Source organism: Microbacterium sp. TS-1 (assembly GCF_000509385.1).
GTDB lineage: Bacteria > Actinomycetota > Actinomycetes > Actinomycetales > Microbacteriaceae > Microbacterium > Microbacterium arborescens.
Genome location: NZ_BASQ01000001.1, coordinates 1,759,891 through 1,785,394, shown reverse-complemented (window position 1 = coordinate 1,785,394; position 25,504 = coordinate 1,759,891). Strand labels below are relative to the sequence as shown.

Below are 25,504 nucleotides of genomic sequence, written 5' to 3'. Positions count from 1 at the left end.
GATCAGGTCCGACGGGCGATGATCAGCCCGTCCCAGCCTTTCACGCCGACGGTTTGCAGCGCCGTGGCTGTCAGATCGTCTCGTGCGGCGATGGCGTCGACGACGTCTCGCACACCGATCACGCGGGGATCGTCCGAGCCCGCGTCAGCGACGGCACCGTCGCGCACGACGTTGTCGATGATGATGACCGCGCCGGGACCCGTGAGCTCGAGAGCAGCCTGCAAGTACAGAGGGTTGCTGGGCTTATCCGCATCGATGAACACCAGGTCGAATGGTTCGGTGCCTTCACTGATGAGTCGTTCGGCGGAATCCGCGGCCGAGCCCTCGACGAGCTCGATCCGGTCGGCGAGGCCCGCTCGCTCGAAGTTCTCTCGTGCAACCTCCGCGTTGGCCGGCTCGAGCTCGAAGGTGACGACCTTCCCTTCCGGGCCGACAGCACGGGCGAACCAGATCGTCGAGTAGCCGGCGAGGGTGCCGAATTCGAGGACTCGTCGAGCGCCGGAGAGCTGGGTGATGAGCCCGAGGAGCGCGCCCTGGTTGGCGGCGACCTCGGCGTTCGGCATCGTCGTGCGTTCGCCGGACTCGCGCGCGGATGCCAGTGCGTCGTCCTCGCGGACGAGCGCGTCGGTGAAGTAATCGTCTACGGCCCGCCAGGCCGGGGCGGACGCATAGCGGTTGGCGGGCGCTGTGGAATCGACATCGGTGCTCGGCGGGTGCGTCATGCTCTTCATCCTCCCACCGAGGCTGGTCGGTCCTCGCCTCCGTCCGTCGGTCGCCCGAGGAATGAGCCCGGGCTGGAGCATCGACATCGGTAGCCTGCGACGAGAGGCGGATTCGTGTCAGTGTCTCGAGGGTGAGCGGCCGGCGGGTACGGCGGCCAGTGAGGACGATCATGACGAGTGCCTGGGTAGACCGATGGGTCACGGGGTGGTGCAATTCGCGGCAGATGCAACGATGCCGCGATGGCGACAGCTGGCTCGTGGAGGTCGGGGCAGACGGCCGTTCCCAGGAACGCGTCGCGTCGACGGCGTCGCTGACAGAAATCGACCGCCTGGTCGCCGTGACGAGCGAGCCCGATGTGAGGTTGACTCTCATCGGCGAAGTCGACGCGTCGATGCATGACGCTGTCGCTGTTCTCGATCCCGCGAACACGAGCGAATGCATGATGAGCGCGCGTATCCAGCCGGGCATCGTGCCGACCGAGGTCGAAATCGAGCAGGACGGGCCGGTGGCTTACGCCCGGATCCATATGGACGGCGAGCTGGCCGCTCACGGGCAGGTCGCCGTGGCTGCCAGCGACGCGGTGTTCGATCGCATCAGGACGATGTCGGCATTCCAACGCCGAGGGCTCGGGCGCCTGATCATGACCGGCCTCGCCGCCTGGGCGGCCGAGCAGCGGGCGACGACGGGAATCCTCGTGGCGAGCGCCGACGGACGCAAGCTTTACGAGAGCCTCGGATGGTCTCAGGTCGCGCCTATCGCGATGTTCCGCGGACGGGGTGATGAGCGAGGCTGACCACGCGGCTCCTTCACGACCTCTCGCTGTCGTGCAACGTTCGGCCGAGGTCCGGCCATGTACGTGGTGAGCACCGAGGAGGACTCCATGGACACATCGATTGATGACCTGTTGCGGGCAAGTGCCCCGCGCCGCGTATCAACGGACGGAATGGTTGCAGCTGAAGTAGATCGCGTCGGGATCGCAGCGCGCGTTCATGCGGCGCGCCGGCGGCGTGTCCGCCGGCTGTCGTGGGTCGCTTTGCCGGTGCTCGCCTTGCCGGGAATCGCACTCGCGTCCACAGCCGGCACCGATCCGCGAATGATTCCCGACTTCGAGATTCCCGTCTCGTACGTCACCGACACCGGTCGTGAGATCTCTTGCTCGATCGAGCTCTTCAACGGCGAACTCGACTACGTCGAAACGAACACCGAGGCCGTCGAGTACATCGCGGCTCAGAACTGGGATGGTGTCGGACAGAAGATCTACGAGAGGGCTTTGGAGCGCGAGGCCGCTGGTCTTTTCTCGCCGTGGTTCGGAGCGGCGGACGATGTGATCTTCGCCGGGGTTGACGACTACATCCTTCCGGGCGACGGCGGGCTCGGCCGAGACACCGACTGCACGGGACAGCTGCATTGACGGGCGCATCTGAGCCCGCGCCGACGAACGACCAGCGCGTCGCCCAGCTCGTGAAGGATCACGCCGGTGCGCTCCTGGACTACTTCGTCCGGCGTGTGCCCGATCGCGAAGATGCCGCAGACCTCTTGGGAGAAACCCTCGTCGTCGTGTGGCGTAAGGCGCGGTCGGTCCCCTCCGAGGCCGTCGAAGCCCGGATGTGGATGTTCGGTATCGCTCGCCGCGTTCTTTCTCAAGGCCGGCGGTCGCATGCACGTCGGCATGCGCTCGCGAACAAGCTCGCACGACACCTCGCGGAGTTGCCCCGGACCGAGGAGCAGGATCATGCCGCCGATGTGCGCGCTGCGATCACCCAGCTCCAGGTGATCGATCAGGAGATCATCCGCCTCGTCTACTGGGATGGATTCACGCTGGTGGAGGCCGCGCGGCACCTGGGAATGAATGCCGCCACGGTTCGCAGTCGACACGCGAGAGCGAGGTCGCTGCTGCAGACGCTCCTTCACACCGAACGCGTCTGACGGGCCACGTCGGGTCGGGGGCGTGGCTCGAACCGGGCCACGCCTCCATCAGCGGATGGGTCAGAGCCGGCGGCGGCGGGGCGTCAGCCGCACGTGCGGGAGCGGCGGCGCGGGGATGCGCTCGTCGCCGTGACCGACGACGTGGCCGAATCGATCGGATGCCGCTTCCCACTCCTCGCGGGCGGCCTCGATCTCGTCGTGGCTGCGGCCGACGAAGTTCCACCACATGACGATCTCGTCGCCGAAGGGCTCGCCGCCCAGGAGGAAGACCGTCGCATCCTCGTCGCCGGCGGTCAGGCGGGTGCCGCGACGACCGTCACCGAGGTAGAGCAGGGCGCCGGGTGCGACGGCATCCTGCGTCTCGGCGTCCGCGCCTGCCTCGGCCGCCTCATCCGTCCCCTCCACACGAACCGATCCGAAGACCGGCACGACGGCGTACTCCCACGCGGTCTCGAGGGGCAGGTCGACGATCGCCCCGGCGGGCAGTCGGAGCTCCGCGCCGACGATCGGCGTATGCATCGTCGCGGGCGAGACGGCGCCGGCGAGCTCACCCACGACGACGGTCGCCGTGGCCCCGCCGCCGAGGTCGAGCTCGGGCAGGTCGTCGTGACGCTCGAAGTCGGGAGCGCCGTGGCGGCGCTCCTCGGGGAGGGCCACCCACAGCTGCAGCGCGTCGAGCGGGATCGGCTCGTCGCCGACCGAGTACTCGGAGTGGGCGATGCCGGCACCGCTGGTCATGATGTTCAGCGCGCCGCGCTCGATGACGACGTCGCTGCCGAGGGTGTCGCGGTGGTGCACCTCACCGGCGAGCGGCCAGGTGACGGTCTGCAGTCCGATGTGCGGATGCGGCTCGACGCGCATGCGCGTGCGCTGCGGGCCGAACCGGTCGAGAAAGCACCAGGCGCCGACGAGCGGCAGATCGCGCTGCGGCAGGAAGCGGTGCACCGACATCGCGCGCACGCCTCCGAGCGGAACCTCGCGCGCCTCGAGCAGCGCGCGCCGGGGACCCGGCGATCCCGCCCCCGGGTCTTCGTCGACGGGCGCCGTCTCGGCGTCGAAGCGGGTCACGCCGACGGTTCCGCCGGGGCAGCGGCGTCGACGGCATCCTCGTCGCGCCACGCGATCTTCAGGCCGGGAACCTCGTTCTCACGAAGGAACTTCACGATGAACGGGCACTCGGGAACGACGGTCTCGCCACGTCGCGCGACGTCGGCGAGCGCATCGGCGGCCAGCGCCTTGCCGAGGCCGCGCCCGCCGAAGGCCTTGTCGACCTCGGTGTGATCGAACACCAGGCGTCCCTCGTCGTCGCGCCGGAAAGCGGCGAAACCGGCGGCCACGTCGCCGACGTGGAGGTCGTAGCGGTCCTGCTCGTCGTTGCGGATCACGGTGGGGGTCTCGTCGGTCATGGTGATCTCCTCTCGATCACCTCCACGGTAAGGCCGGTCGAGACCATTACGACCGAATACCGGGAATGCCTCGGAGCATCCGCCTAAGCTGGGAAAACGCAATGAAGCGCCTTCCCCCAGGAGAACCGATGCCTCGATCCTCGTCCGACATCGTCACCGATCCGAAACTGCCGCCGGTCGCCGTCTCCGACGAGCAGCACCGCGCCGCCGCGCGCTGGACGCCGTTGAAGGTCGTGATCTGGATCGCGATCGCCCTGCTCGGCGGACTCGCCTGGGTCATGCTCGCCGTCGTCCGCGGCGAGACGGTCAATGCGATCTGGTTCGTGTTCGCCGCCGTCTGCACCTACCTCATCGGGTACCGCTTCTACTCCAAGGTGATCGAGCGCTACCTGCTGCGCCCCGACGACCGGCGCGCGACCCCGGCCGAGGTCAAGCAGGACGGCAAGGACTACGTCCCCACCGACCGCCGTGTGCTCTACGGCCACCACTTCGCGGCCATCGCCGGGGCCGGTCCGCTCGTCGGCCCGGTGCTCGCAGCACAGATGGGGTTCCTCCCCGGGACGATCTGGATCATCGTCGGCGTCGTCGTCGCGGGCGCCGTGCAGGACTACACCGTGCTCTTCTTCTCGATGCGCCGCGGTGGCCGGACGATCGGTCAGATGGCCCGGCAGGAGCTCGGGCGCATCGGCGGCACCGCCGCGATCGTGGCATCCCTGCTCATCATGCTGATCATCGTCGCGATCCTCGCGCTCGTCGTCGTGAACGCGCTCGGCGAGAGCCCGTGGGGCGTCTTCTCGGTGTCGATGACGATCCCGATCGCCCTCTTCATGGGCGTCTATCTGCGCTACCTCCGGCCCGGCAAGGTCACCGAGGTCTCGATCATCGGGTTCGTGCTGCTGATGGGCGCGATCATCGCCGGAGGCTGGGTCGCCGACACGGCCTGGGGTCAGGAGATCTTCCACCTCGACCGCACCGTCATCGCGTGGGGCATCATCATCTACGGCTTCATCGCCGCGGTGCTGCCGGTGTGGCTGCTGCTCGCTCCTCGCGACTACCTCTCGACCTTCATGAAGATCGGCGTCATCGTCATGCTCGCCGGGGCGATCGTGCTCGTCCGCCCCGAGATCTCGGTGCCGGCGGTCACGATCTTCGGTGAGAACGGACTCGGCCCGGTGTTCGCCGGCCCGCTCTTCCCGTTCCTGTTCGTCACGATCGCCTGCGGCGCGCTCTCGGGCTTCCACGCGCTCATCGCTTCGGGTACGACACCGAAGCTCGTCGAGAAGGAGCGCCAGACGCGCTTCATCGGATACGGCGGCATGCTCATGGAGTCGTTCGTCGCGATCATGGCGCTCGTTGCCGCGATCTCGATCGACCAGGGCATCTACTTCGCGATGAACGCGCCCTCGGCGGCGACCGGGGGCACCGTCGAGGGCGCGGTCGCCTTCGTCAACTCGCTCGGTCTCACCGGGGTCGAGATCACGCCCGATCTGCTGATCTCGACCGCGGCCGACGTCGGCGAGGAGTCGATCGTCTCGCGCACCGGCGGCGCGCCGACCCTCGCCCTCGGGCTCGCGCACATCATGCAGCAGGCCCTCGGCGGCCAGGCCATGATGTCGTTCTGGTACCACTTCGCGATCATGTTCGAAGCGCTGTTCATCCTCACCGCGGTGGATGCCGGAACCCGCGTCGCCCGCTTCATGCTGCAGGACTCCATCGGCGCCTGGATCCCGCGATTCCGCGACGTGTCGTGGCGTCCGGGCGTGTGGATCACGACGGCGATCATGGTCGCCGGGTGGGGCGCCATCCTGATCCTCGGCGTCACCGACCCGCTCGGCGGCATCAACACCTTCTTCCCGCTGTTCGGCATCGCCAACCAGCTGCTCGCGGCGATCGCGCTCGCCGTCGTGCTCGCGATCGTCGCGAAGCGCGGACGCTCGTACGTGAAGTGGATCTGGATCATCGCCGTGCCGCTCGCCTTCACCGCGGTCGTGACGATCACCGCTTCGGCGTACAAGATCTTCTCGCCGGTGCCCGCGATCGGCTACTGGGCGAACCACTTCCGCTACCGCGACGCCCTCGCCTCGGGAGACGAGAGCCTGGGGCCGGTGGCGACGGTGGAGGCGGTCATCCGCAACACCGGTGTGCAGGGCACGCTGTCGATCATCTTCGTGGTCCTCGCGATCATCGTGATCGTCTCGGCCGTCGTCGTCGCCGTCCGGGCGATCGTGCGGGGTGGGGGAGACGAGACCGAGGACCCCGCCGTCCCGTCCCGCCGCTTCGCGCCTGCCGGCTTCATCCCCACCGGCCCCGAGCGCGAGCTCGAGAAGGAGTGGGAGCCGCTGCTCGCCGAGGAGCGGGCCGAGACGGCGCGCCGGGGGCACTGACCGATGGTGCAGAGCGCCGGTCGGGCCGTCCTCCGCGTCGCCCGCGCGGTGCACTGGTACGTCACCTCGCTCATGGGCGACAACGCCTACGCGACGTACCTGGCGCACCAGCGCCGGACGCACCCCGACACCCAACCCCTCACCGAGCGGCAGTTCTGGCGCCAGCGCATGGACGACCAGGACCGCAACCCCGGTGCGCGCTGCTGCTGACCGGGTGACCATGGAAGGGTGACCCGCACTCCCTCCTCCTCGCGCGCCGCCCGTTCTGCGTTCGCCGCCGCCCTGGTCGGGGTGCTGGCGTTCGCCGCCGGCTGCGCCCCCGAGCCCGGACCGGCCGACCCGACGGCGTCCGCCCCGAGCCCGACCGCAACGGGTCCGGCACCCCCGACACCCACAGCCTCGCCTGGCCGGGCGGCGGCCCTCGGGCTGGAGGGCTGCGTCGGGCAGGTGCTCATGGTCGGGACGCCGGTCGACACGGTCTCGCCGGATGCCGCGGCGGCGATCCGCGACCGCGGCGTCGGCGGACTGTTCCTCCATGGCCGCTCGAGCTCGGGCGTCGAGGCCACGGCGGCTCTCGTCGCGCAGTTCCGCGACCTTGCGCCGGAGGGCTCGCCGAAGCTCTGGGTCGCGACCGATCAGGAGGGCGGCGAGGTGCAGGTGCTGAGCGGACCCGGATTCGACGAGATGCCCTACGCCATCCGGCAGGCCGATCTCGGCCCCGACGCGCTCCGCGCCGCGGCCACCACGTGGGGCGCTCAGCTGGCGGCAGCGGGCATCGACGTCAATCTCGCCCCCGTCGCCGACATCGTCACGAGCGCCGACACCCGATCGAACAACCCGCCCATCGGAGCGCTCGGACGGCAGTACGGCTACGACGAGCAGACCGTCGCCGCGGGCGCCGGGGCATTCGCCGACGGGATGCGCGCATCGGGCGTGCTGCCGACCTTCAAGCACTTCCCGGGGCTCGGGCGGGTGGATGCCAACACCGATTACACCGCCGAGGTTCTCGACACGGTGGTCTCGGCGGAATCGCCGGATGTCGACGTGTACCGGGCGCTCACGGCATCCGGTCCGTCGCTCGTGATGGTCGGCACCGCGCGGTACCAGAACATCGATCCCGACCACCCGGCCGCGTTCTCTTCGGCGGTGCTCGACCTGCTGCGCGATCGGGTCGGCTTCGACGGTGTCGTCATCACCGACGATCTGTCGGCCGCGGCCGCCGCGGAGATCGTCGCCCCCGGCGATCGGGCCGTCGAGGCGCTGTCGGCGGGGGTCGACATCGTGCTCGCGTCGGCCGATCCGACGGTGCTCCCCGCGATGTACGACGCGGTGCTCTCGCGGGCCGAGTCCGACGCGGCCTTCGCCGAGCGCGTCGACGAGTCGTGCGGCCGAGTGCTGGCCGCGAAGGATGCCGGCACGGCCGGCTGATGCTGCGGGTGAGGCGGTCGCCCGCCCCACCCGCCTCGGCTCAGTTCCCGGTGAGACGCGCGTGCGACCAGGTGCTCGTCGCCGAGCCGTCGGTCGCCGTCAGCTGGAACGACGCGTCGCCCAGGTCGAAGCCGAGCGTGACCGACGCGTCGGCGGCATCCCACCGCAGCTCACCGCGCGTGTCTCGCAGGTCGTGCGAGAACGTCCCGGCGAAGGCGGGGTGGGTCGCGCGCAGGCGAAGCGCGTCGAGCTGGAGTCCGACGACCGGTCGCGCGAGCGCGGCATCGATCTCGTCGGGGGTGTAGTGGTGCCGGTTGACGTCGCGGCCGACGCCGGTCGCCTTCAGCAGATCCATGTCGTTCTCGCCGGCGAGGAGCCCGACGTAATACACCTGCGGGATGCCCGGGGTCATGATCTGCAGCAGCCGCGCGAGCGCGTAGCGCCGGTCGTCGCGCCCGAGAGCATCGTAGAACGTGCAGTTGACCTGGTACAGATCCAGGTTCGATGCCGCCGCCCCGGTCGCCTGCCGACTGGTGCCGCCGCTCGCGTCGTGGATCGCCTCGACGAGGGCGTCGATCTGCTCGGGCTCGAGCAGGCCGGGTTCGCCGGGGGCGAGGTCGCTCACACCGACGTCGATGATGCCGATGCCGTCGTGGGTGTCGAGGACCGTGATCGAGTTCGCGGGACGGATCTCGAGCCAGCGCGCGAGCGGGCGCGCGTCGTGCGCGTGGAGCGCGTGCAGCACGAGGGGCGGCAGCGCGAAGTCGTAGACGTAGTCGACCGTCCGCGCGATCGCGATCTGCTGCGTGTGGTGGCCGTGGATCTCGAGCAGCACCTGGGCGCCCCGATCGTGGGCGAGCTCGAGGATGCGCTGCGTGTAGCGCTCGGTCGCCGCCGTCATGAAGCAGCTGGTGCCGGCCTCCTTGCCCGTGTAGCCGACGGCGTCGAGCCGGAGCATCGAGGTGCCGCCCGCGACGAGCGCGTCGATGACCGCCGTCAGGTACTCCCAGGCGGCGTCGGTGCGGAGATCGATGTCGATCTGCTCCGACGTGAACGTCGTCCACACCAGCCGCAAGCGGTCGCCGAGGACGATGGCGGTGAAGGGGAGCCCCGGGCGGGGGCGGTAGATGCGGGTGAGGTCGGCCTCGGTGACGCCGTCCGGGAAGACGGAGTCGAGCGTGAGGAACATCGGCGCGAACGGCGATGCGTCGCCGCGTCGGCGGACGTCGGCGAAGGCCGCCGAGTCGGCCGAGACGTGGTTGACGATGAGGTCGCTCATGACCGTGTGGGTCTCGCTCAGCGCGCGGACGTCGTCCCACGTGCCCAGACGCGGATCGATGGAGGCGTGGTCGACCGGATCAAAGCCGGCGTCCGCACCGTCGAACGGGGTGAAGTAGGGCAGCAGGTGCACGCCGCCGAAGGCGCCGGACAGCCGGGTCGCGAGCAGATCGCGGATGCCGGTGACGGTGCCGCCGAGACGGTCGACGTAGGTGATGAGCTGGGGGGAATCGGGGTTCATGGGTTCTGGGGGTTCTTCCGAGGGGTCAGATGCGGTGGAGCAGGCGGCGCAGCCACTCTTCGCGGGCACGTCGCGCGTCGCGCGCGAGGACGGTCCACGGCGCGAGGAAGTCGAACGCGTGCGCTCCGCCGGGCCAGACGTGCAGCTCGGCGTCGCCGCCGTCGGCCCACATCCGTCGCGCGAAGGCGACGCACTCGTCGCGGAACGTCTCTGCCGAGCCGACGTCGATGAAGGTCGGCGGCAGCCCCGCGAGCGAGTCGGCCACGGCCGGCGACGCGTACGGCGGGACGCCGCCCTCGACATCGGCCAGATAGGCGGCCCAGGCGGTCGCGTTGGCGTCGCGGTCCCACGAACCGTGGCCCGCCATCTGCCGTGCCGATTCCGAGTCGGAGCGGTGGTCGAGCATGGGGCACAGCAGCACGAGCCCCGCGATGCGCGGACCGCCGTGATCGCGAGCGAACAGGGCCGTCGCCGCGGCGAGGCCGCCCCCCGCGCTGACCCCCGCGACGATGATGCGGTCGCCGTCCAGGGCGGCGGGGGCGTCTGGCCCGGCCAGCCAGCGGAGAGCGGCAGCGGCATCCTCGAGCGCTGCGGGGTACGGGTGCTCGGGGGCGAGCCGGTACTCCACCGAGACGATCGCGCAGCCGGTGCGCTCGGCGAGCTCGGCCGTGGCCGGCATGTCCGAGTCGGCGTTCCCCGCGATCAGCCCGCCTCCGTGCAGGTGCAGGATGACGGGCGCCGGACGGCGCACGACGGCGGGCGTGTAGACGACGACGCCCACCGGCGGGTCGTCCTCACGCCACCCGGGGACGAGCAGCTCGTCGCGCTCGAAGGCGCCGTGCGCGGTGAGCTCGGCGAGCGGAGCCGCGACCCCGGACGCGCGCACGCGCGGGATCTCGTCGCTGCTCATCGACACGACCACGAGGTCGTCGAACTCGGCGAGAGCGCGGGCGACGGCGTCGTCGAAGGGCGGCCGTGCGACATCCGTCATCCCTTCACCGCCCCCTGCAGCAGCGCCGCCACGAACTGGCGCTGGAAGATGAGGAACACCAGGAGCGTCGGCAGCAGGATCAGGATCGACCCGGCGCACAGCAGCGGGATGTCGGTGCCCCACTGACCCTGGAACGCGCCGAGCGCGCCGGCCATCGTGCGCTTGGTCGGGTCGTCGACGAGGACGATCGCGAGCAGGAACTGGTTCCAGGTCCACAAGAACAGCAGGATCGCCAGCGATGAGATCGCCGGTCCCGACAGGGGGACGTGGATGCGCCAGAACAGCTGCCACGTCGTGGCGCCGTCGATGCGCGCCGCCTCGGTGAGCTCGTGCGGCATGTTCACGAAGTGAGCCCGCATCCACATCACGGCGAACGGCATGAACAGGCCGATGAGCGGCAGCACGATCGCCAGCTGGGTGTTGAGGAGGCCGTATCCCTTCATCTGGTAGTAGATCGGCACGATGATGCCCTCGAAGGGCAGCGTCAGGCCGAGGACGAACAGCACGAAGATCGCACGGGCGAACGGCACGCGCAGGTGCCCGAGGGCGAAACCGGCGAGCGTCGCGATGACGAGCGAGATCGGCACGACGCCGAGCTCGATGAGGGCGCTCGACCCGAGCATCTTGAGCATGTCGGCCGACTGGAACGCGAGCGCGAAGTTGTCCCAGTGCGGGGTCTCGGGCCACGACAGGCCCTTGGGGTAGGTGCCGGGCTCGTGGAGCGCGGTGACGAAGAGCGTGATGAACGGGATGATCGTGAACGCCATCACCACGATGAGGACGACGCGGCCCGTCCAGGCCTCGACGGCGGAGGTTCTCATGCGTCTTTCTCGCTTCCGCGCGTGATGCGGTTCAGGGGCAGGACGATCACCAGGACGAGCACCGTCAGCACCACGGCGAGGGCCGACGCCTGTCCGACCTCGCGCTGGAAGAACGCGAGGTAGTAGATCTCGAGACCGGGCACGGTGGTCGAGCCGCCGGGACCGCCCTGCGTGGAGATGTAGATGATGTCGAAGCTGCGGAGGGCGTTGATCACCGTGATGAGGATGGCGACGCCGAGCTCCTGGCGCACCGCGGGCAGCGTCACGGTGAAGAACTCGCGGATCGGGCCCGCACCGTCGATGCGGACGGCTTCGTAGAGCGCCGGGTCGATCTTGGTCATGCCCGACAGCATGAGAAGCATGCAGAGCCCGAGCGAGACCCACGCTCCGATGACGCCGACGGCGGGGAGAGCGGTGTCGAAGTCGCCGAGCCACGCGCGCGTGACGCCGCCCAGTCCCACCAGGCGCAGGGCTTGGTTGACCAGGCCGTCGGCGGCGAGCAGCCACGTCCACATGATGCCGGCCGCGACGAGGGGGATCACCTGCGGCAGGAACAGGACGGTGCGCGAGATGCCGGCCAGACGGCTGCCGCCGAGCTTGCGGATCAGAGCGGCCGAGACGAGTCCGAGAATGACCGGCACGATCGAGAAGTACAGGATGAGCTTCAGCGCGTTGACGATCGGGACGAGCAGCGTCGAATCGGTGAAGATCCGGATGTAGTTGTCGAAGCCCGCCCACGTCGCGGTGGTGATGCCGTCCCAGTCGTAGAACGAGTACTGGACGGTCGAGCCGAGGGGGATGAGCACGAACATCGCGTAGGCGATGAGCGCGGGGGCGATCAGAGCGAGACCGATCGACCTCTCGCGCAGGCGCCGCGTGGTGACGCGGCGCCTGCGCGGCCGAGAGGCCGACGAGTCCCGGTTTGCCCGGCGATCGCCGAGCTGTCCGGTGACGGTCATCGGGACGGCCTACTCCTTCTTCTGGCTGAGGTAGTCGGACTGCACCTTGGTCAGCAGGCCGTCGGCGGTCTGCTTTCCGGCGAACAGCTCCTGGAGGTTCGGCGTCAGCGTCTTGGCGTAGATCGACCCGGTCGCGTTGGCGATGAAGTCCATCGAGCCGTTGTTCGCCGAGAGGTCGGCGCCGGCGGCGAGGGTCTCGGCGGTGACGCTGCCCTCGGCGATCTCGGGCATGAAGGCGTCGGCCGGGCCCATGGGGTGCGAACCGCCGGACTCGACGGCGATGGTGCGTGCCGTCTCGTTGGTCGCGACCCAGTCGAAGAAGAAGGCCGCGCAGTCGGGCTCGTCGGCGTAGGCCGAGACGCCGTACGTCGTCGGCGCCGACATCGCGCCGACCTGGCCGCCGGCCTCGACCGGGGGCATGAGGAAGAAGCCGACGTTGTCGGGCATCTGCGCGTCGAGGTTGCCCGACTCCCAGTCGCCGTTGAAGATGAAGACGCTCTCGCCGCCGATGAAGCGGCTCATCATCTGCGAGTAGTCCATCGAGTTGATGTCGGGAGCGAAGTAGCCGGCGTCGATCCAGCCCTTCAGGTGCTCGGCCGCCTCGAGGTTCTCGGGGGTGTCGATCGTGGCGTCGTCCTTGAGGAAGATCCAGTCGTTGATCTTGCTGGGCTCACCGTACGAGGCCATGAGCGCCTGCAGCGGGAAGGCGAGGCCGCCGGTCGCGCCGCCGTTGAACTGCGCGACGGGCGTGAGCCCGGCGTCCTTGGCCGCCTGCAGGTAGCCGTCGAGCTCGGCGAGGGTCGCGGGCGGCTCGGTCATGCCGGCCTGCGCAGCGAGGGTCTTGTTGTAGAAGACACCCGTCACCGAGTAGTTGATGCCCATGCCGTACAGCGGCCCGTCGCCGCGCTGTCCGTTCTCGTCGACGCGCAGCTGCTCGAGCTGCGAGGAGGGCCACTGGTCCCAGCCGTAGGCCTCGGCGTAGGGATCGAGGTCGTAGAGCAGGTCGCTGTCGACCAGGTCGACGATCGTGGGGAGACGCATGATGTCCGGCGGGGAGTCGACCAGCACACGGGGCGCGTTCTGGGTGATGACGGCGAACTGGTCTTCGCGCAGGTTCACCGTGACGTTCGGGAACTGCTTCTCGAACTCGGTGGCGAGGTCGCTGAAGACCGGGAAGCCCGTCTCGACGTAAGCGTCGAGGGTGACGTCCTCCGTTCCGCAGGTCGTCTGGATCGGACCGCCGGATGCCGCGCCTTCGCCGGCGGGGGCGGCGCTCGGCGGAGCACAGGCCGAAAGGGTGACCGCGACGGCGAAGCCGGTCGCCGCGGTGGTGAGAACACGTCGTCGCATTCGTGTCGACATCATCGTCTACCTTCTGTGGGTGGTGGAGGGGCAGGTGCTGCTAACACGAAATAGCACCCGGGCTAAAACGTACTAGCCAGTGGCGGTTCTTCGCAATCGCGGCATACTGAAGCTGCACCGGAGCGAGAGGGGGAGAGATGAACCGCAAGCGCGTCACGCTGGCACAGGTCGCCGCGGAGGCCGGGGTCGCGGCATCGACGGCATCCCTCGTCCTCGCCGGACGCGGCAGCGAGCTGCGCCTCTCGCAGGCGCTCCAGGAGCGGGTGCGCGCGGCCGCCGAGCGGCTGGGGTACCGTCCCAACGCCGTCTCGGTCGGGCTCCGCACGGGCAGCACCCGAACCCTCGCCTTCATCTCCGACTCGGTCGCCTCGTCGCGACTGGCCGGAGAGATGATCAAGGGCGCCATCGACGCCGCCCGTGCGCGCGGTTTCCTCGTGTTCGTCGGCGAGACCGGCGGCGATGTCCAGCTCGAGCGGCAGCTGCTCAACGCCATGTTCGACCGGCAGGTCGACGGCCTGGTCCTGGCTTCGATGATCACCCACCGCCGGGCGCTGCCTCCCGAGGCGACACGCACTCCCGCCGTTCTGCTCAACCTCGAGGTCGACGGCGCGACGGATGTTCCGCGGGTGCTTCCCGACGAGTATGCCGCCGGTCGCGAGGCGGTCGGTCACCTGCTCGAGCGCGGGCTCCGCGACATCCACCTGATCGGTGCCGGGCCGACAGAAGACGACGCGCCGCCGTTCTCACTCGGCGCGCAGCAGCGACTGCACGGCATCCTCGACGCGCTGCGGGATGCCGGACTCGAGCCGGCATCCGGAAGTCCCGTCATCCAGTGGCTGCCGCCCGAGGGCTTCCGGCTGACCTCGCAGCTGCTCGACGGGGGAGTCGTGCCGCAGGCGCTGATCTGCTTCAACGACCGCCTGGCGATGGGCGCGTATCAGGCGCTCGGCGAGCGAGGCCTTGCGGTGCCCGACGACGTGTCGGTCGTCTCGTTCGACGACGTCTCGTTCGCCCAGTGGCTGCGTCCGGGGCTCACGACCTTCGCGCTGCCCCACCGTGCGATGGGCAAGCGAGCCGTCGAGCTTCTCATCGACCGGGTCGAGGCGGCGAAGGATGACACCGGTGCGGGCGACGCGGCGGTCGCGCCGTCGCTTCTGCCGATGCCGCTGCGTGTCCGGGCATCCGTGCGAGAGGTCGACGCGGCGGCCGCCGTTCCGCGGGTGTAGGGCAGACTCGAGGGATGACCTCCGCGCCGCTGCTCGACCTCATCGGCCCGGATCCCTCCGACGACGCGATCTACGACGCCTTCACCTCCTGGGCGGAGGGACGTGGGCTCACGCTCTATCCGGCACAGGACGAGGCGGTCATCGAGCTCGTCTCGGGGGCCAACGTGGTGCTGGCCACGCCCACCGGCACGGGCAAGTCGCTCGTCGCGGTGGCCGCGCACGCGGCATCCGTCTCCCGCGGCGGGCGCACGTACTACACGGCTCCGATCAAGGCGCTCGTGAGCGAGAAGTTCTTCGCCCTCGTCGAGATCTTCGGGGCCGAGCGAGTCGGCATGGTGACGGGCGACTCGTCGGTCAACCCCGAGGCGCCGATCATCTGCTGCACGGCCGAGATCCTCGCCAACCTCGCGCTGCGCGAGGGTGCCGACGCCGACGTCGACCAGGTCGTCATGGACGAGTTCCACTTCTACGGCGACCCCGATCGCGGCTGGGCGTGGCAGGTGCCGCTGCTCACGCTGCCGCGCGCGCAGTTCCTGCTCATGTCGGCCACGCTCGGCGACGTCACCGACCTCGCCGACGACCTCTCGCGTCGCACGGGCCGGCGGACGGCCCTGGTCACCGGTGTCGAGCGTCCGGTGCCGCTGCACTTCTCGTACGAGCGGCGCCCCGTGCACGACGTGCTCGAGCGGCTGCTGGAGGAGCGCGAGACCCCGGTCTACATCGTGCACTTCTCGCAGGCCGCCGCGCTCGAGCGCGCGCAGGCGCTGTCGAGCGTGAAGATCACGACGCGCGAGCAGCGGGATGCCATCGCCGAGGCGATCGGCGGATTCCGCTTCACGACCGGCTTCGGCAAGACCCTGTCGCGCCTCGTGCGGGCGGGAATCGGCGTGCACCACGCCGGGATGCTGCCGCGGTACCGGCGTCTCGTCGAGACGCTCGCCCAGCGCGGGCTGCTCAAGGTCATCTGCGGCACCGACACGCTCGGGGTGGGCATCAACGTCCCGATCCGCACCGTCGTGATCACGGCGCTGTCGAAGTACGACGGGACCCGGATGCGGCAGCTCACCGCCCGCGAGTTCCATCAGGTCGCGGGGCGTGCGGGACGCGCCGGCTTCGACCCGCACGGGAACGTCGTCGTCATGGCGCCGGAGTGGGAGATCGAGAACGCCGTCGCCCTCGCGAAGGCCGGAGACGACCCCGCCAAGCGCAAGAAGATCGTGCGCAAGAAGGCTCCGACCGGCGTCGTCAACTGGGGCGAGGGCTCGTTCGAGCGGCTCGTCGAGGCGCAGCCCGAGCCGCTCACGCCGCAGCTGCAGCTGTCCGCCGCGATGCTGCTCAACGTCATCGGTCGCGGGGGCGACGTGTTCGGCAACGTCCGCTCGCTCGTCTTCGACAACCACGAACCCCGCGCCCGGCAGTACGCCCTGGCCCGCCGGGCCCTGGCGATCTTCCGCACCCTGGTGGCCGCCGGCATCGTCGAGGTCGTGCGCCCCGCGTCGGTGGCTCTTGCCGTCGACTCGCCACAGAATGCGGATGCGAGGGGTGCGGCATCCGCGGTTTCTGGCGAGTCGACGATCAGACTCACCGTCGATCTGCAGCCCAACTTCGCGCTCAACCAGCCGCTGTCGCCATTCGCGCTCGCGGCGATCGAGCTGCTGTCCCCGGATGACGCCGAGACCGGCACCGGCCACTATGCGCTCGACGTCGTGAGCGTGATCGAGGCGACGCTCGACGACCCGCGCGCGATCCTGTCGCAGCAGGAGTACAAGGCGCGCGGCGAGGCGGTCGGCGCGATGAAGCGCGACGGCATCGAGTACGACGAGCGGATGGCGCTGCTCGAGGAGATCGCCTGGCCCAGGCCCCTCGCCGACCTGCTCGCCCAGGCGTTCGAGACCTTTGCGTCGAGCCAGCCGTGGGTGCGCGACTTCGAGCTGTCGCCGAAGTCGGTCGTGCGCGACATGTTCGAGCGGGCGATGTCGTTCGGCGAGTTCGTGTCGTTCTACCAACTGGGGCGCAGCGAGGGCCTCGTGCTGCGCTACCTCAGCGACGCGTACCGCGCGATCCGCCAGACCGTGCCGGCCGAGGCGCGGACCGACGACCTGATGGACCTCATCGAGTGGCTGGGGGAGCTCGTGCGGCAGGTCGACTCCAGCCTCGTCGACGAGTGGGAGTCGCTCGCGCACCCGACCGACGACCCCGACGCTCCCGTCGTGCCGCCCGCGCCGCCCTCGGTGCTGACGAACCGGCGCGCGTTCACGGTGCTGGTGCGCAACGAGATGTTCCGCCGGGTTCAGCTCGCCGCGCTGCAGGACGATGAAGCGCTCGAAGCCCTCGACGCCGAAGTCGACTGGCCGGAGGTGCTCGACCGGTACTACGACGAGCACGAGGAGATCCTCACCGGTGGTGCCGCGCGCTCGCCGTCGCTCTGCGTCATCGACGAGTCCGCGGCCCGCGACGGCATCTGGCGCGTCGAGCAGATCATCGACGACCCCGCCGGAGACCACGACTGGCGCATCCGGGCCGAGGTCGACCTCGAGCAGTCCGTCGAAGCCGGCACGGCCGTCGTGCGCGTGGCCGAGGTCATCCGCCTCTGACCTCGGCCCGGCCGCGCCGTGACCGGATGTCGCGGGCCCCGGGCATGATGAGGGCGTGGCCACACATCTCGGGTTCCTGCGGGCGATCAACCTCGGCGCGACGCGCGTCTTCCCGAAGGACGACATCCGCCGGGTCACCGAGGCCGCCGGCTTCGAGAACGTCGTCACGCACATCAACACCGGCAACATCCGCTTCGACACGCGCATGCGATCCCGCGTGAAGCTCGAGCAGACCCTCGAGCGGGCTTACGCGGCCGATCGGGGCTTCGACGTCCCGACGATCACGTTCCGAGCCGACGAGTTCGCCGCGCTCGCCGCCGAGGCGCTCGCCGTGAGCGAGGCGAACCCGGGCCTGGCCCGCCATTACGTGTACCTGCTCAAGGACGAGCTCGACCCCGACACCGCCGCCCGGGTCGCGTCCCTCGCGACTGCCGCCGGGCGCATGCTCGTGCGCGGCCGCGCCGTCCACGCGCTGCTCGAGCCCGGATACCAGGACGGCACCGTCGATCCGCTCGGCGCGGCGAAACTCCTCGGCGTCGCGACCAACCGCAACCTCAACGTCGTCGCGACACTCGCCGAACGATGGTGCTGACGACAGACGCGACGACTCCGCGCCTGTGAACGCACGGAGCAGGATGTCGGATGCCGCGGCTATCGTGAATCGGGTGAGTCGAGAGCAGCAGTCCTGGGATGCCGATCCCTACGCCGACCTCGACTGGAACCCCGACGAGTTCGCTCCGCCCGAGGATTTCGACGCACCGCCGCCGCCCGAGTTCGACGGTTACGGCGCTGCCGTCGCCCGCGCCACCCGCGACCGCGCCGCCGCCCCGGCGTCGAGCGCCTTCGCGACCTCGGCCCGCAGCACCGTGAGCCCGGCCCGCACCGCAGCCGCGCCTCCGACGGCGGCCCCCGCCGCGGTCCTCTCCCTCGCGCGCCGCGACTTCACCGGCGCCGACCCCCGCGCCGTGCTCAAGGAGGTCTTCGGCTACGACGACTTCCGCGGCGACCAGGGCGATATCGTCTCGCACGTCATCGGCGGCGGGGATGCCGTCGTGCTCATGCCCACCGGCGGCGGCAAGTCGATCACCTACCAGGTTCCCGCGCTCGTGCGTCCCGGAACCGGACTCGTCGTCAGTCCGCTCATCGCGCTCATGCACGATCAGGTCGATGCCCTGATCGCCAACGGCGTGCGGGCGGCCTATCTGAACTCCACGCAGTCTCCGGGCGAGCGCGCGGGCGTCGAGCAGGCCTATCTCGCCGGCGAGCTCGACCTGCTCTACGTCGCACCCGAGCGGCTGAGCGTGCCGCAGACGACGCAGCTGCTCCAGCGAGGCGCCCTGAGCGTCATCGCGATCGACGAAGCGCACTGCGTCTCGCAGTGGGGCCATGACTTCCGCCCCGACTACCTCGCCCTCGGCGACCTCGACGAGCGGTTCCCCGGGGTGCCGCGGATGGCGCTCACCGCCACCGCGACCCGCGCGACCCACCAGGAACTCACCGAGCGGCTGCGCCTGCCGCAGGCGCGTCACTTCGTCGCGAGCTTCGACCGGCCCAACATCCAGTACCGCATCGAGCCGAAGGTCGACCCGCGGCGGCAGCTCGTCACGTTCATCCGCTCGATGCCCGAGGGGTCGGCCGGCATCGTGTACGCGCTCAGCCGCAAGTCGGTCGAGCAGACCGCCGATTACCTCGCCGCGCAGGGGCTCGACGCGCTGCCGTATCACGCCGGGCTGCCGGCCGAGATGCGGGCGAAGCACCAGTCGCGGTTCCTCCGCGAAGACGGTGTCGTCATGGTCGCGACGATCGCGTTCGGGATGGGCATCGACAAGCCCGACGTGCGATTCGTCGCCCATATCGATCTGCCGAAGTCCGTCGAGGGCTACTACCAGGAGACCGGACGCGCGGGACGCGACGGCGAAGCGTCGATCGCCTGGATGGCCTACGGCCTGGGGGATGTCGTGCAGCAGCGGCGCCTCATCGATCAGAGCCCCGGCGACCGCACGTTCAAGATGCGCATGGGGCAGCACCTCGACGCGATGCTCGCCCTGTGCGAGACGGTCGCCTGCCGCCGCCAGAACCTGCTCGGCTACTTCGGCCAGGACTCCGAGCCGTGCGGCAACTGCGACACCTGCCTCACCCCGCCCGACACCTGGGACGGACTGATCCCGGCGCAGAAACTGCTCTCGACGATCGTGCGGCTGCAGCGCGAGCGCAACCAGTCGTTCGGCGCCGGCCACCTCGTCGACATCCTGCGCGGGGCCTCCACCGAGCGCATCCGCCAGCAGCGTCATGACGAGCTGGCGACGTACGGCCTCGGGGCCGACCTGTCCGACCAGGACTGGCGCAGTGTCATCCGGCAGCTGCTCGCCCGCGGGATCCTCGTCGCCCGCGGTGAGTACGGCGTGCTCGCGGTCGGCGACGCCGGCGCGCCGGTGCTCAAGGGCGAGGTCGGCGTTCCCCTTCGGCGCGACGTGCTCGGACGGGGGCAGAACAGCGGCGGCTCTCGCGTCCGCAAGGCGGCCGCGGCCGAGCAGGTCGCCGAGGGCGACCGCGACCTCTTCGAGGCCCTGCGCGCGTGGCGGGCCGAGCAGGCTCGCGAGCAGGGCGTACCGGCATACATCGTCTTCGGCGACGCGACGTTGCGCGCTCTCGCCGATCGCCGCCCCCGCACGTCGGCCGACCTCGAGGGCATCACCGGCATCGGGGCGAAGAAGCGCGAGGCCTACGGCGACGCGGTGCTCGCGGTCGTGGCATCCCACTGACGCACATCCCACCGACCGACCGGATGTCGCGGTCGCACAATGCGGGTCGCCGACGTACCGGCATCCCGTTGTGCTGATCGACCAACCCGCTTGGTGAGGTGTTGTGGAAGTCCTACCGTGAGTATCGACTCCGATCCTTCCGACGTCGAAAGGCACGCGATGACCGACGCCGCTGTTCGTCCCCACAAGCCCGCAACCGCCGACCGCACCCCGGCCGGGGGCGCCCCGACCGCGCCCCACACCGCGGCGGAGGCGCATGAGCCCCGCATCGACATCGACGCGGTCACCGACATGCTGCTCGGAACGTGGGCGGCGACGCGTCGCGAGGCGCGCGAGATGATCAAGGACCCGGTGTTCTGGCAGATCCCGGGCGAGCCGATGGCCGAGCACCGTGAACGCGTGCTCAAGCAGCTCCACCTGCTCGTCGAGCGCGGCGCCTCAGGCCGTGGCTACCCGAAGGAGTACGGCGGCGACGGCGACAACGGCGCGAACCTCGCCGGTTTCCAGGAGCTCGTCCTGGCCGACCCCAGCCTGCAGATCAAGTCGGGTGTCCAGTGGGGTCTCTTCGGCTCCGCCATCCACCAGCTGGGCACGAAGCCGCATCACGACGCGTGGCTGCGCGATGCGATGGAGATGCGCCTGCCGGGCGCGTTCGCGATGACCGAGACCGGGCACGGATCGGATGTCGCGGCCATCGGCACGACCGCCACGTACGACCCCGAGACCGAGGAGTTCGTGATCCACACGCCGTTCCGCGGCGCGTGGAAGGACTACCTGGGCAACGCCGCCGTCCACGGCAAGGCGGCGACCCTGTTCGCTCAGCTCATCACGGGTGGCGTGAACTACGGCGTCCACTGCTTCTTCGTGCCGCTCCGCGACGACGAGGGCAACTTCCTGCCGGGGGTCGGTGGTGAGGACGACGGCGTCAAGGGCGGGCTCAACGGCATCGACAACGGCCGGCTGCACTTCGACCACGTGCGCATCCCGCGCACGAACCTGCTCAATCGCTACGGCGACGTCGCGCCCGACGGCACCTACAGCTCCGACATCCCCAGCCCCGGCCGCCGGTTCTTCACGATGCTCGGGGCACTCGTGCAGGGTCGCGTGTCGCTCGACGGCTCCGCCACGACGGCCTCGGCACTGGCGGAGTACATCGCCGTGACGTACGCGAACCAGCGCCGGCAGTTCGACTCGGGTGCCGGCACCGAAGAGGTCACCCTGCTCGATTACGGCCGGCACCAGCGGCGCCTGCTGCCGCGGATCGCGCAGACCTACGCGCAGTACTTCTCGCACGACGAGCTGCTGCAGGCATTCGACGGCGTGTTCTCGGGCCGCACCGACACCCCGGAGGGGCGCGAGAACCTCGAGACCCTCGCCGCGGCGCTCAAGCCGCTGTCGACGTGGAACGCTCTGGACACGATCCAGGAATGCCGCGAGGCATGCGGCGGTCAAGGCTTTCTCGCCGAGAACCGCATGGTCGACCTGCACCACGACCTCGATGTCTTCGCCACCTTCGAGGGCGACAACAACGTGCTCCTCCAGCTGGTGGGCAAGCGCCTGCTCAGCGACTACGCGAAGCAGTTCAAGGGAGCCGACGCGAAGGCCCTCGCGAAGTTCGCCGCGGTCTCGACCGCCGAGCGCGTCTTCCACGGCGCCGGCCTCCGGCGGCTCGGTCAGTCGGTCGCCGACTTCGGTCAGACGGCGCGATCGGTCGAGCTCGGGCTGCGGGCCGAACAGCAGCACGAGCTGCTGACGGGCCGCGTCGAGCAGATGATCGCCGATATCGCGGCCGCCCTCCGGCCCGCGTCGAAGATGTCGCAGCAGGATGCCGCCGCCGTCTTCAACCAGCACCAGTCGGAGCTGATCGAGGCGGCTCGTGCCCACGGCGAGCTGCTGCAGTGGGAGGCCTTCGCGCAGGGTGTCGAGCGGGTCGACGACGAGGGCACGCGCCAGGTGCTCGTGTGGCTGCGCGACCTCTTCGGCCTGACCCTGATCGAGCGGCACCTCGCCTGGTACCTCATCCACGGTCGCCTCTCGACCCAGCGCGCGGCCGCCGTGACGAGCTACATCGACCGGCTGTGCGCTCGGCTCCGCCCGCACGCCCAAGACCTCGTCGACGCCTTCGGGTTCGCCCCCGAGCACGTCCGGGCGCCCATCGCATCGGGCGCCGAGGCCGAGCGGCAGCGTGAGGCGCGCGAGTACTTCGCAGAGCTCGCCGCGTCGGGCAGCGCCCCGGTCTCGGAGAAGACGCTCGCGAAGTCGGCCAAGCGAGGGTCCTGATCGGATGCCGCCCCGCCGATCGCCCGAGGGATGTCGGCGGGGCTCGCTAGCCTGACGGGATGGTGCACGACCTCATCACCGGACCCGACGGCCTCGCTCGCTGCGGCTGGGTGGGGGATGACGCCGAGTACCGGCGCTACCACGACGAGGAGTGGGGGCGCCCGCTCCACGGCGATCGCGCACTGTTCGAGAAGCTGAGCCTCGAGGGGTTCCAAGCGGGACTGAGCTGGATCACGATCCTCCGCAAACGCCCCCGTTTCCGCGAGGTGTTCGCGGGGTTCGAGCCGGCGCGGGTCGCCGCATTCGGATCGACCGAGATCGCAGCCCTGATGGCGGATGCCGGCATCATCCGCAATAGGGCGAAGATCGAGGCCACCATCTCGAACGCGAGGCTGCTGCTCGACGTCGCCGACGGCGAGTTCGACGAGCTGATGTGGTCTTTCGCGCCCGCCGTGCCGCGGCCCCGTCCGGCGACACTCGCCGAGGTGCCGGCGGTGACGGCCGAGTCGGAGGCGATGAGCAAGGCCCTGCGCCGCCGCGGCTTCCGATTCGTCGGGCCGACGACGATGTACGCGCTCATGCAGTCGGCCGGCATGGTCGACGACCACGTCGTCGGATGCCATCGAGCTCTCGCCTCGCACGCCGTCGAGCCCCACAATGGGGAGGTCCGCACCGAGAGGATGTCCGATGGCCGCCGCATCCGCTGAGAACGCCGCCGATTCGCACGAGGTCATCCGCGTGCGCGGCGCCCGCGAGAACAACCTGGACGGCGTCGATCTCGACGTCCCGAAGCGACGCCTCACCGTCTTCACCGGGGTGAGCGGCTCGGGCAAGTCGTCGCTCGTGTTCGGCACGATCGCCGCCGAGTCCCGGCGGCTGATCAACGAGACCTATCCGACGTTCGTCCAGCAGTTCATGGCGCAGATCGCACGGCCCGAGGTCGACGCGCTCGAGAACATCAGCCCCGCGATCATCGTCGACCAGGAGCGGATGGGAGCGAACGCCCGCTCGACCGTGGGCACGGCGACCGACGTGCACGCCATGCTGCGCGTGCTGTTCAGCCGCATCGGCGAACCGTTCGTCGGCTCACCGCAGGCCTTCTCGTTCAATGTCCCGTCGGTGTCGGGGGCGGGCGAGATCACGGTCGCGGTCGGAGGCGACGCGGGCCGGGCGGAACGACGCTCCTTTCAGGTGACGGGCGGCATGTGTCCCGACTGCGAGGGCCTCGGCGAGGTCAGCGACATCGACATCGACGAACTGGTCGACCGGTCGAAGTCGCTCAACGAAGGGGCCATCCGCGTTCCCGGATACAGCGCCGACGGCTGGATGGTGCGCGGGTACAGCGAGTCGGGGCTGCTCGACCCCGACAAGCCCGTCGCCGACTACACGGATGCCGAACTCGCGGACTTCCTCTACAAAGAGCCGACCAAGATCAAGATCCAGAGCATCAACATGACCTACGAGGGGCTCGTGCCCCGCGTCACGAAGTCGATGCTGCAGAAGGATCGCGACGCGTTGCAGCCGCATGTGCGGGCCTTCGTCGAGCGCGCGGTGAAGTTCATGCCCTGTCCGGCATGCGATGGAACGAGGCTCAACGCCGGCGCGCGGTCGGCGAAGATCGCCGGGGCGAGCATCGCCGACGCCGCGGCCATGCAGATCACCGACCTCGCCGCGTGGCTCGCATCGATCGACGCGCCGGGTGTCGAGCCGCTGCTCGCGGGGTTGCGCGGCACCGTGCAGTCCTTCATCGACATCGGGCTGGGATACCTCTCGCTCGATCGGTCGTCGGGCACCCTGTCGGGCGGCGAGGCTCAACGGACGAAGATGATCCGGCATCTCGGATCGAGCCTGACCGACGTCACCTACGTGTTCGACGAGCCCACGGCAGGACTGCACCCGCACGACATCCAGCGGATGAACGACCTGCTTCGCGGCCTGCGCGACAAAGGCAACACGGTGCTCGTCGTCGAGCACAAGCCGGAGGTCATCGAGATCGCCGATCACGTCATCGACCTCGGGCCGGGCGCGGGTCGCCACGGCGGGCGGGTCCAGTTCACGGGAACGGTCGCCGAGCTGCGGGCCTCCGACACGCTGACCGGCCGGCACCTCGATCACCGGGCGCAGCTGAAGCCAGCGGTGCGCTCGGTCTCCGGCGTCCTCGAGATCCGAGGCGCGACCGCCAACAACCTCAGGTCGGTCGACGTCGACATCCCCCTCGGGGCCCTCACCGTCGTCACCGGGGTGGCCGGCTCGGGCAAGTCGTCGCTCATCCACGGCAGCCTCGCGGGGCGGGAGGGGGTCGTCGTCGTCGATCAGTCGCCCATTCGCGGCAATCGCCGCAGCAGCCCGGCGACCTACACGGGACTGCTCGATCCGATCCGCTCGGCGTTCGCGAAGGCGAACGGGGTCAAGCCGGCTCTCTTCAGCGCCAACTCGCAGGGTGCGTGCCCGGCCTGCAAGGGACTCGGCGTCATCGTGACGAAGCTCGGGATCACCGCGTCCGTCGAGACGGAGTGCGACGTCTGCCGGGGATCGGGGTTCAGCCCCGAGGTGCTTCGGTACACCCTCGACGGGCGCACCATCGCGGACGTGCTCGCGCTGAGCGCGGCGGAGGCCGCGGAGGCGTTGCCGGCGCGCGTGGCGGGCGGCATCCTCTCGCGTCTCATTGACGTGGGCCTCGGGTACATCACGCTGGGGCAGGCGCTCAGCACGCTCTCCGGCGGCGAGCGGCAGCGGTTGAAGCTCGCCATCTCGATGGCGACGTCCGGCTCGGTCTACATCCTCGACGAGCCCACGACGGGCCTGCACCTGGCAGACGTCGACAACCTTCTCGCGCTGCTTGACCGCCTCGTCGACGCCGGGAACTCCGTCATCGTCATCGAGCACCACCAGGCGCTCATGGCGCACGCCGATCACATCATCGACATCGGTCCCGGCGCCGGGCGCGACGGCGGGCGGATCGTGTTCGAGGGGTCGCCCGCCGACCTCGTCGCCGGTGGCGACACCCTCACGGCCGAGCATCTGCGCCGGTACGTCGGGACGAGCGCGGGGTCGGACCGATGATGCACACCTTAGAGACGGTCGACATGGGGAGAACTCCCCATGTCAACCGACAAATCCCGC

21 protein-coding genes are annotated in these 25,504 nt (G+C 69.9%); 13 read left to right on the top strand and 8 right to left on the bottom strand.

What is annotated here, in order from left to right:
* Positions 1-2: 2 nt before the first annotated feature.
* Complete coding sequence (locus tag MTS1_RS08320) at positions 3-722, bottom strand: O-methyltransferase (RefSeq protein ID WP_023953036.1); 720 nt, start codon at positions 720-722, stop codon at positions 3-5.
* A gap of 224 nt (positions 723-946) precedes the next feature.
* Here MTS1_RS08320 and MTS1_RS16045 point away from each other — a divergent pair, with 224 nt between their 5' ends.
* The 3 genes from MTS1_RS16045 to MTS1_RS08305 all read left to right on the top strand — a co-directional run bounded on the left by MTS1_RS16045 (position 947) and on the right by MTS1_RS08305 (position 2,649).
* Positions 947-1,516, top strand: a complete 570-nt coding sequence (locus MTS1_RS16045; protein WP_233494909.1) for a GNAT family N-acetyltransferase — start codon at positions 947-949, stop codon at positions 1,514-1,516.
* Positions 1,517-1,603: 87 nt separating this feature from the next.
* Positions 1,604-2,134: a hypothetical protein gene (locus MTS1_RS16435; RefSeq protein ID WP_137749795.1), complete on the top strand. Its 531-nt coding sequence runs from the start codon at positions 1,604-1,606 to the stop codon at positions 2,132-2,134.
* Complete coding sequence (locus tag MTS1_RS08305) at positions 2,131-2,649, top strand: RNA polymerase sigma factor (protein ID WP_023953031.1); 519 nt, start codon at positions 2,131-2,133, stop codon at positions 2,647-2,649. The genes MTS1_RS16435 and MTS1_RS08305 overlap by 4 nt, the downstream gene beginning before the upstream one ends.
* Before the next feature lie 60 nt (positions 2,650-2,709).
* On the opposite strand, the gene MTS1_RS08300 is transcribed toward MTS1_RS08305, so the two are convergent.
* Both MTS1_RS08300 and MTS1_RS08295 read right to left on the bottom strand, forming a co-directional pair.
* The gene (locus MTS1_RS08300) at positions 2,710-3,717 is read right to left on the bottom strand and encodes a pirin family protein (protein WP_023953029.1); all 1,008 of its coding nucleotides are present in this window, start codon (positions 3,715-3,717) and stop codon (positions 2,710-2,712) included.
* Positions 3,714-4,055, bottom strand: a complete 342-nt coding sequence (locus tag MTS1_RS08295; protein WP_023953027.1) for a GNAT family N-acetyltransferase — start codon at positions 4,053-4,055, stop codon at positions 3,714-3,716. The genes MTS1_RS08300 and MTS1_RS08295 overlap by 4 nt, the downstream gene beginning before the upstream one ends.
* Positions 4,056-4,183: 128 nt before the next feature.
* Between MTS1_RS08295 and MTS1_RS08290 the strand changes: the two genes are divergently transcribed.
* The 3 genes from MTS1_RS08290 to MTS1_RS08280 are packed head-to-tail and all read left to right on the top strand — an operon-like array spanning position 4,184 to position 7,867.
* Positions 4,184-6,439: a carbon starvation CstA family protein gene (locus tag MTS1_RS08290; RefSeq protein ID WP_023953026.1), complete on the top strand. Its 2,256-nt coding sequence runs from the start codon at positions 4,184-4,186 to the stop codon at positions 6,437-6,439.
* A gap of 3 nt (positions 6,440-6,442) precedes the next feature.
* Positions 6,443-6,649: a YbdD/YjiX family protein gene (locus MTS1_RS08285; RefSeq protein ID WP_023953025.1), complete on the top strand. Its 207-nt coding sequence runs from the start codon at positions 6,443-6,445 to the stop codon at positions 6,647-6,649.
* 18 nt (positions 6,650-6,667) lie between these two features.
* Entirely contained in the window at positions 6,668-7,867 is a 1,200-nt protein-coding gene (locus tag MTS1_RS08280) for a glycoside hydrolase family 3 N-terminal domain-containing protein (RefSeq protein WP_023953024.1), read from the top strand.
* Positions 7,868-7,907: 40 nt separating this feature from the next.
* On the opposite strand, the gene gtfA is transcribed toward MTS1_RS08280, so the two are convergent.
* Genes gtfA through MTS1_RS08255 form a run of 5 tightly spaced genes read right to left on the bottom strand, consistent with a single transcriptional unit; the run spans position 7,908 to position 13,522 of the window.
* Positions 7,908-9,386, bottom strand: coding sequence for a sucrose phosphorylase (gtfA, locus tag MTS1_RS08275; RefSeq protein ID WP_023953023.1), 1,479 nt, complete (start codon positions 9,384-9,386; stop codon positions 7,908-7,910).
* A 25-nt stretch (positions 9,387-9,411) separates the two neighbouring features.
* Complete coding sequence (locus tag MTS1_RS08270) at positions 9,412-10,377, bottom strand: alpha/beta hydrolase fold domain-containing protein (protein ID WP_023953022.1); 966 nt, start codon at positions 10,375-10,377, stop codon at positions 9,412-9,414.
* Positions 10,374-11,198: a carbohydrate ABC transporter permease gene (locus MTS1_RS08265; protein ID WP_023953021.1), complete on the bottom strand. Its 825-nt coding sequence runs from the start codon at positions 11,196-11,198 to the stop codon at positions 10,374-10,376. Before MTS1_RS08265 ends, MTS1_RS08270 begins: the two co-directional genes overlap by 4 nt.
* On the bottom strand, positions 11,195-12,157 hold the full coding sequence (locus MTS1_RS08260) for a carbohydrate ABC transporter permease (protein ID WP_023953020.1): 963 nt from the start codon (positions 12,155-12,157) through the stop codon (positions 11,195-11,197). Before MTS1_RS08260 ends, MTS1_RS08265 begins: the two co-directional genes overlap by 4 nt.
* A gap of 9 nt (positions 12,158-12,166) precedes the next feature.
* Positions 12,167-13,522, bottom strand: a complete 1,356-nt coding sequence (locus tag MTS1_RS08255) for an ABC transporter substrate-binding protein (protein WP_088379628.1) — start codon at positions 13,520-13,522, stop codon at positions 12,167-12,169.
* Positions 13,523-13,656: 134 nt separating this feature from the next.
* Between MTS1_RS08255 and MTS1_RS08250 the strand changes: the two genes are divergently transcribed.
* The 7 genes from MTS1_RS08250 (at position 13,657) to MTS1_RS08220 (ending at position 25,444) form a co-directional block, all read left to right on the top strand.
* Positions 13,657-14,745, top strand: coding sequence for a LacI family DNA-binding transcriptional regulator (locus MTS1_RS08250; RefSeq protein WP_023953018.1), 1,089 nt, complete (start codon positions 13,657-13,659; stop codon positions 14,743-14,745).
* A 14-nt stretch (positions 14,746-14,759) separates the two neighbouring features.
* The gene (locus MTS1_RS08245) at positions 14,760-17,339 is read left to right on the top strand and encodes an RNA helicase (RefSeq protein ID WP_023953016.1); all 2,580 of its coding nucleotides are present in this window, start codon (positions 14,760-14,762) and stop codon (positions 17,337-17,339) included.
* Positions 17,340-17,394: 55 nt separating this feature from the next.
* Positions 17,395-17,931: a DUF1697 domain-containing protein gene (locus MTS1_RS08240; protein WP_023953014.1), complete on the top strand. Its 537-nt coding sequence runs from the start codon at positions 17,395-17,397 to the stop codon at positions 17,929-17,931.
* A gap of 43 nt (positions 17,932-17,974) precedes the next feature.
* Complete coding sequence (gene recQ / locus MTS1_RS08235; RefSeq protein ID WP_023953012.1) at positions 17,975-20,101, top strand: DNA helicase RecQ; 2,127 nt, start codon at positions 17,975-17,977, stop codon at positions 20,099-20,101.
* Positions 20,102-20,260: 159 nt separating this feature from the next.
* The gene (locus MTS1_RS08230; RefSeq protein ID WP_023953010.1) at positions 20,261-22,381 is read left to right on the top strand and encodes an acyl-CoA dehydrogenase; all 2,121 of its coding nucleotides are present in this window, start codon (positions 20,261-20,263) and stop codon (positions 22,379-22,381) included.
* 59 nt (positions 22,382-22,440) lie between these two features.
* On the top strand, positions 22,441-23,088 hold the full coding sequence (locus MTS1_RS08225) for a DNA-3-methyladenine glycosylase I (protein ID WP_023953008.1): 648 nt from the start codon (positions 22,441-22,443) through the stop codon (positions 23,086-23,088).
* On the top strand, positions 23,069-25,444 hold the full coding sequence (locus MTS1_RS08220) for an excinuclease ABC subunit UvrA (RefSeq protein WP_023953006.1): 2,376 nt from the start codon (positions 23,069-23,071) through the stop codon (positions 25,442-25,444). Before MTS1_RS08225 ends, MTS1_RS08220 begins: the two co-directional genes overlap by 20 nt.
* The last annotated feature ends 60 nt before the right edge of the window (positions 25,445-25,504 follow it).

Excerpts from the sequence above, each read along its gene's own strand:
- MTS1_RS08320 (WP_023953036.1), bottom strand. The coding sequence starts at position 722 with ATGACGCACCCGCCGAGCACCGATGTCGATTCCACAGCGCCCGCCAAC.
- MTS1_RS16045 (WP_233494909.1), top strand. The coding sequence starts at position 947 with ATGCAACGATGCCGCGATGGCGACAGCTGGCTCGTGGAGGTCGGGGCA.
- MTS1_RS16435 (WP_137749795.1), top strand. The coding sequence starts at position 1,604 with ATGGACACATCGATTGATGACCTGTTGCGGGCAAGTGCCCCGCGCCGC.
- MTS1_RS08295 (WP_023953027.1), bottom strand. The coding sequence starts at position 4,055 with ATGACCGACGAGACCCCCACCGTGATCCGCAACGACGAGCAGGACCGC.
- MTS1_RS08290 (WP_023953026.1), top strand. The coding sequence starts at position 4,184 with ATGCCTCGATCCTCGTCCGACATCGTCACCGATCCGAAACTGCCGCCG.
- MTS1_RS08285 (WP_023953025.1), top strand. The coding sequence starts at position 6,443 with ATGGTGCAGAGCGCCGGTCGGGCCGTCCTCCGCGTCGCCCGCGCGGTG.
- gtfA (WP_023953023.1), bottom strand. The coding sequence starts at position 9,386 with ATGAACCCCGATTCCCCCCAGCTCATCACCTACGTCGACCGTCTCGGC.
- MTS1_RS08270 (WP_023953022.1), bottom strand. The coding sequence starts at position 10,377 with ATGACGGATGTCGCACGGCCGCCCTTCGACGACGCCGTCGCCCGCGCT.
- MTS1_RS08265 (WP_023953021.1), bottom strand. The coding sequence starts at position 11,198 with ATGAGAACCTCCGCCGTCGAGGCCTGGACGGGCCGCGTCGTCCTCATC.
- MTS1_RS08260 (WP_023953020.1), bottom strand. The coding sequence starts at position 12,157 with ATGACCGTCACCGGACAGCTCGGCGATCGCCGGGCAAACCGGGACTCG.
- MTS1_RS08255 (WP_088379628.1), bottom strand. The coding sequence starts at position 13,522 with ATGATGTCGACACGAATGCGACGACGTGTTCTCACCACCGCGGCGACC.
- MTS1_RS08250 (WP_023953018.1), top strand. The coding sequence starts at position 13,657 with ATGAACCGCAAGCGCGTCACGCTGGCACAGGTCGCCGCGGAGGCCGGG.
- MTS1_RS08245 (WP_023953016.1), top strand. The coding sequence starts at position 14,760 with ATGACCTCCGCGCCGCTGCTCGACCTCATCGGCCCGGATCCCTCCGAC.
- recQ (WP_023953012.1), top strand. The coding sequence starts at position 17,975 with ATGTCGGATGCCGCGGCTATCGTGAATCGGGTGAGTCGAGAGCAGCAG.
- MTS1_RS08230 (WP_023953010.1), top strand. The coding sequence starts at position 20,261 with ATGACCGACGCCGCTGTTCGTCCCCACAAGCCCGCAACCGCCGACCGC.
- MTS1_RS08225 (WP_023953008.1), top strand. The coding sequence starts at position 22,441 with ATGGTGCACGACCTCATCACCGGACCCGACGGCCTCGCTCGCTGCGGC.
- MTS1_RS08220 (WP_023953006.1), top strand. The coding sequence starts at position 23,069 with ATGGCCGCCGCATCCGCTGAGAACGCCGCCGATTCGCACGAGGTCATC.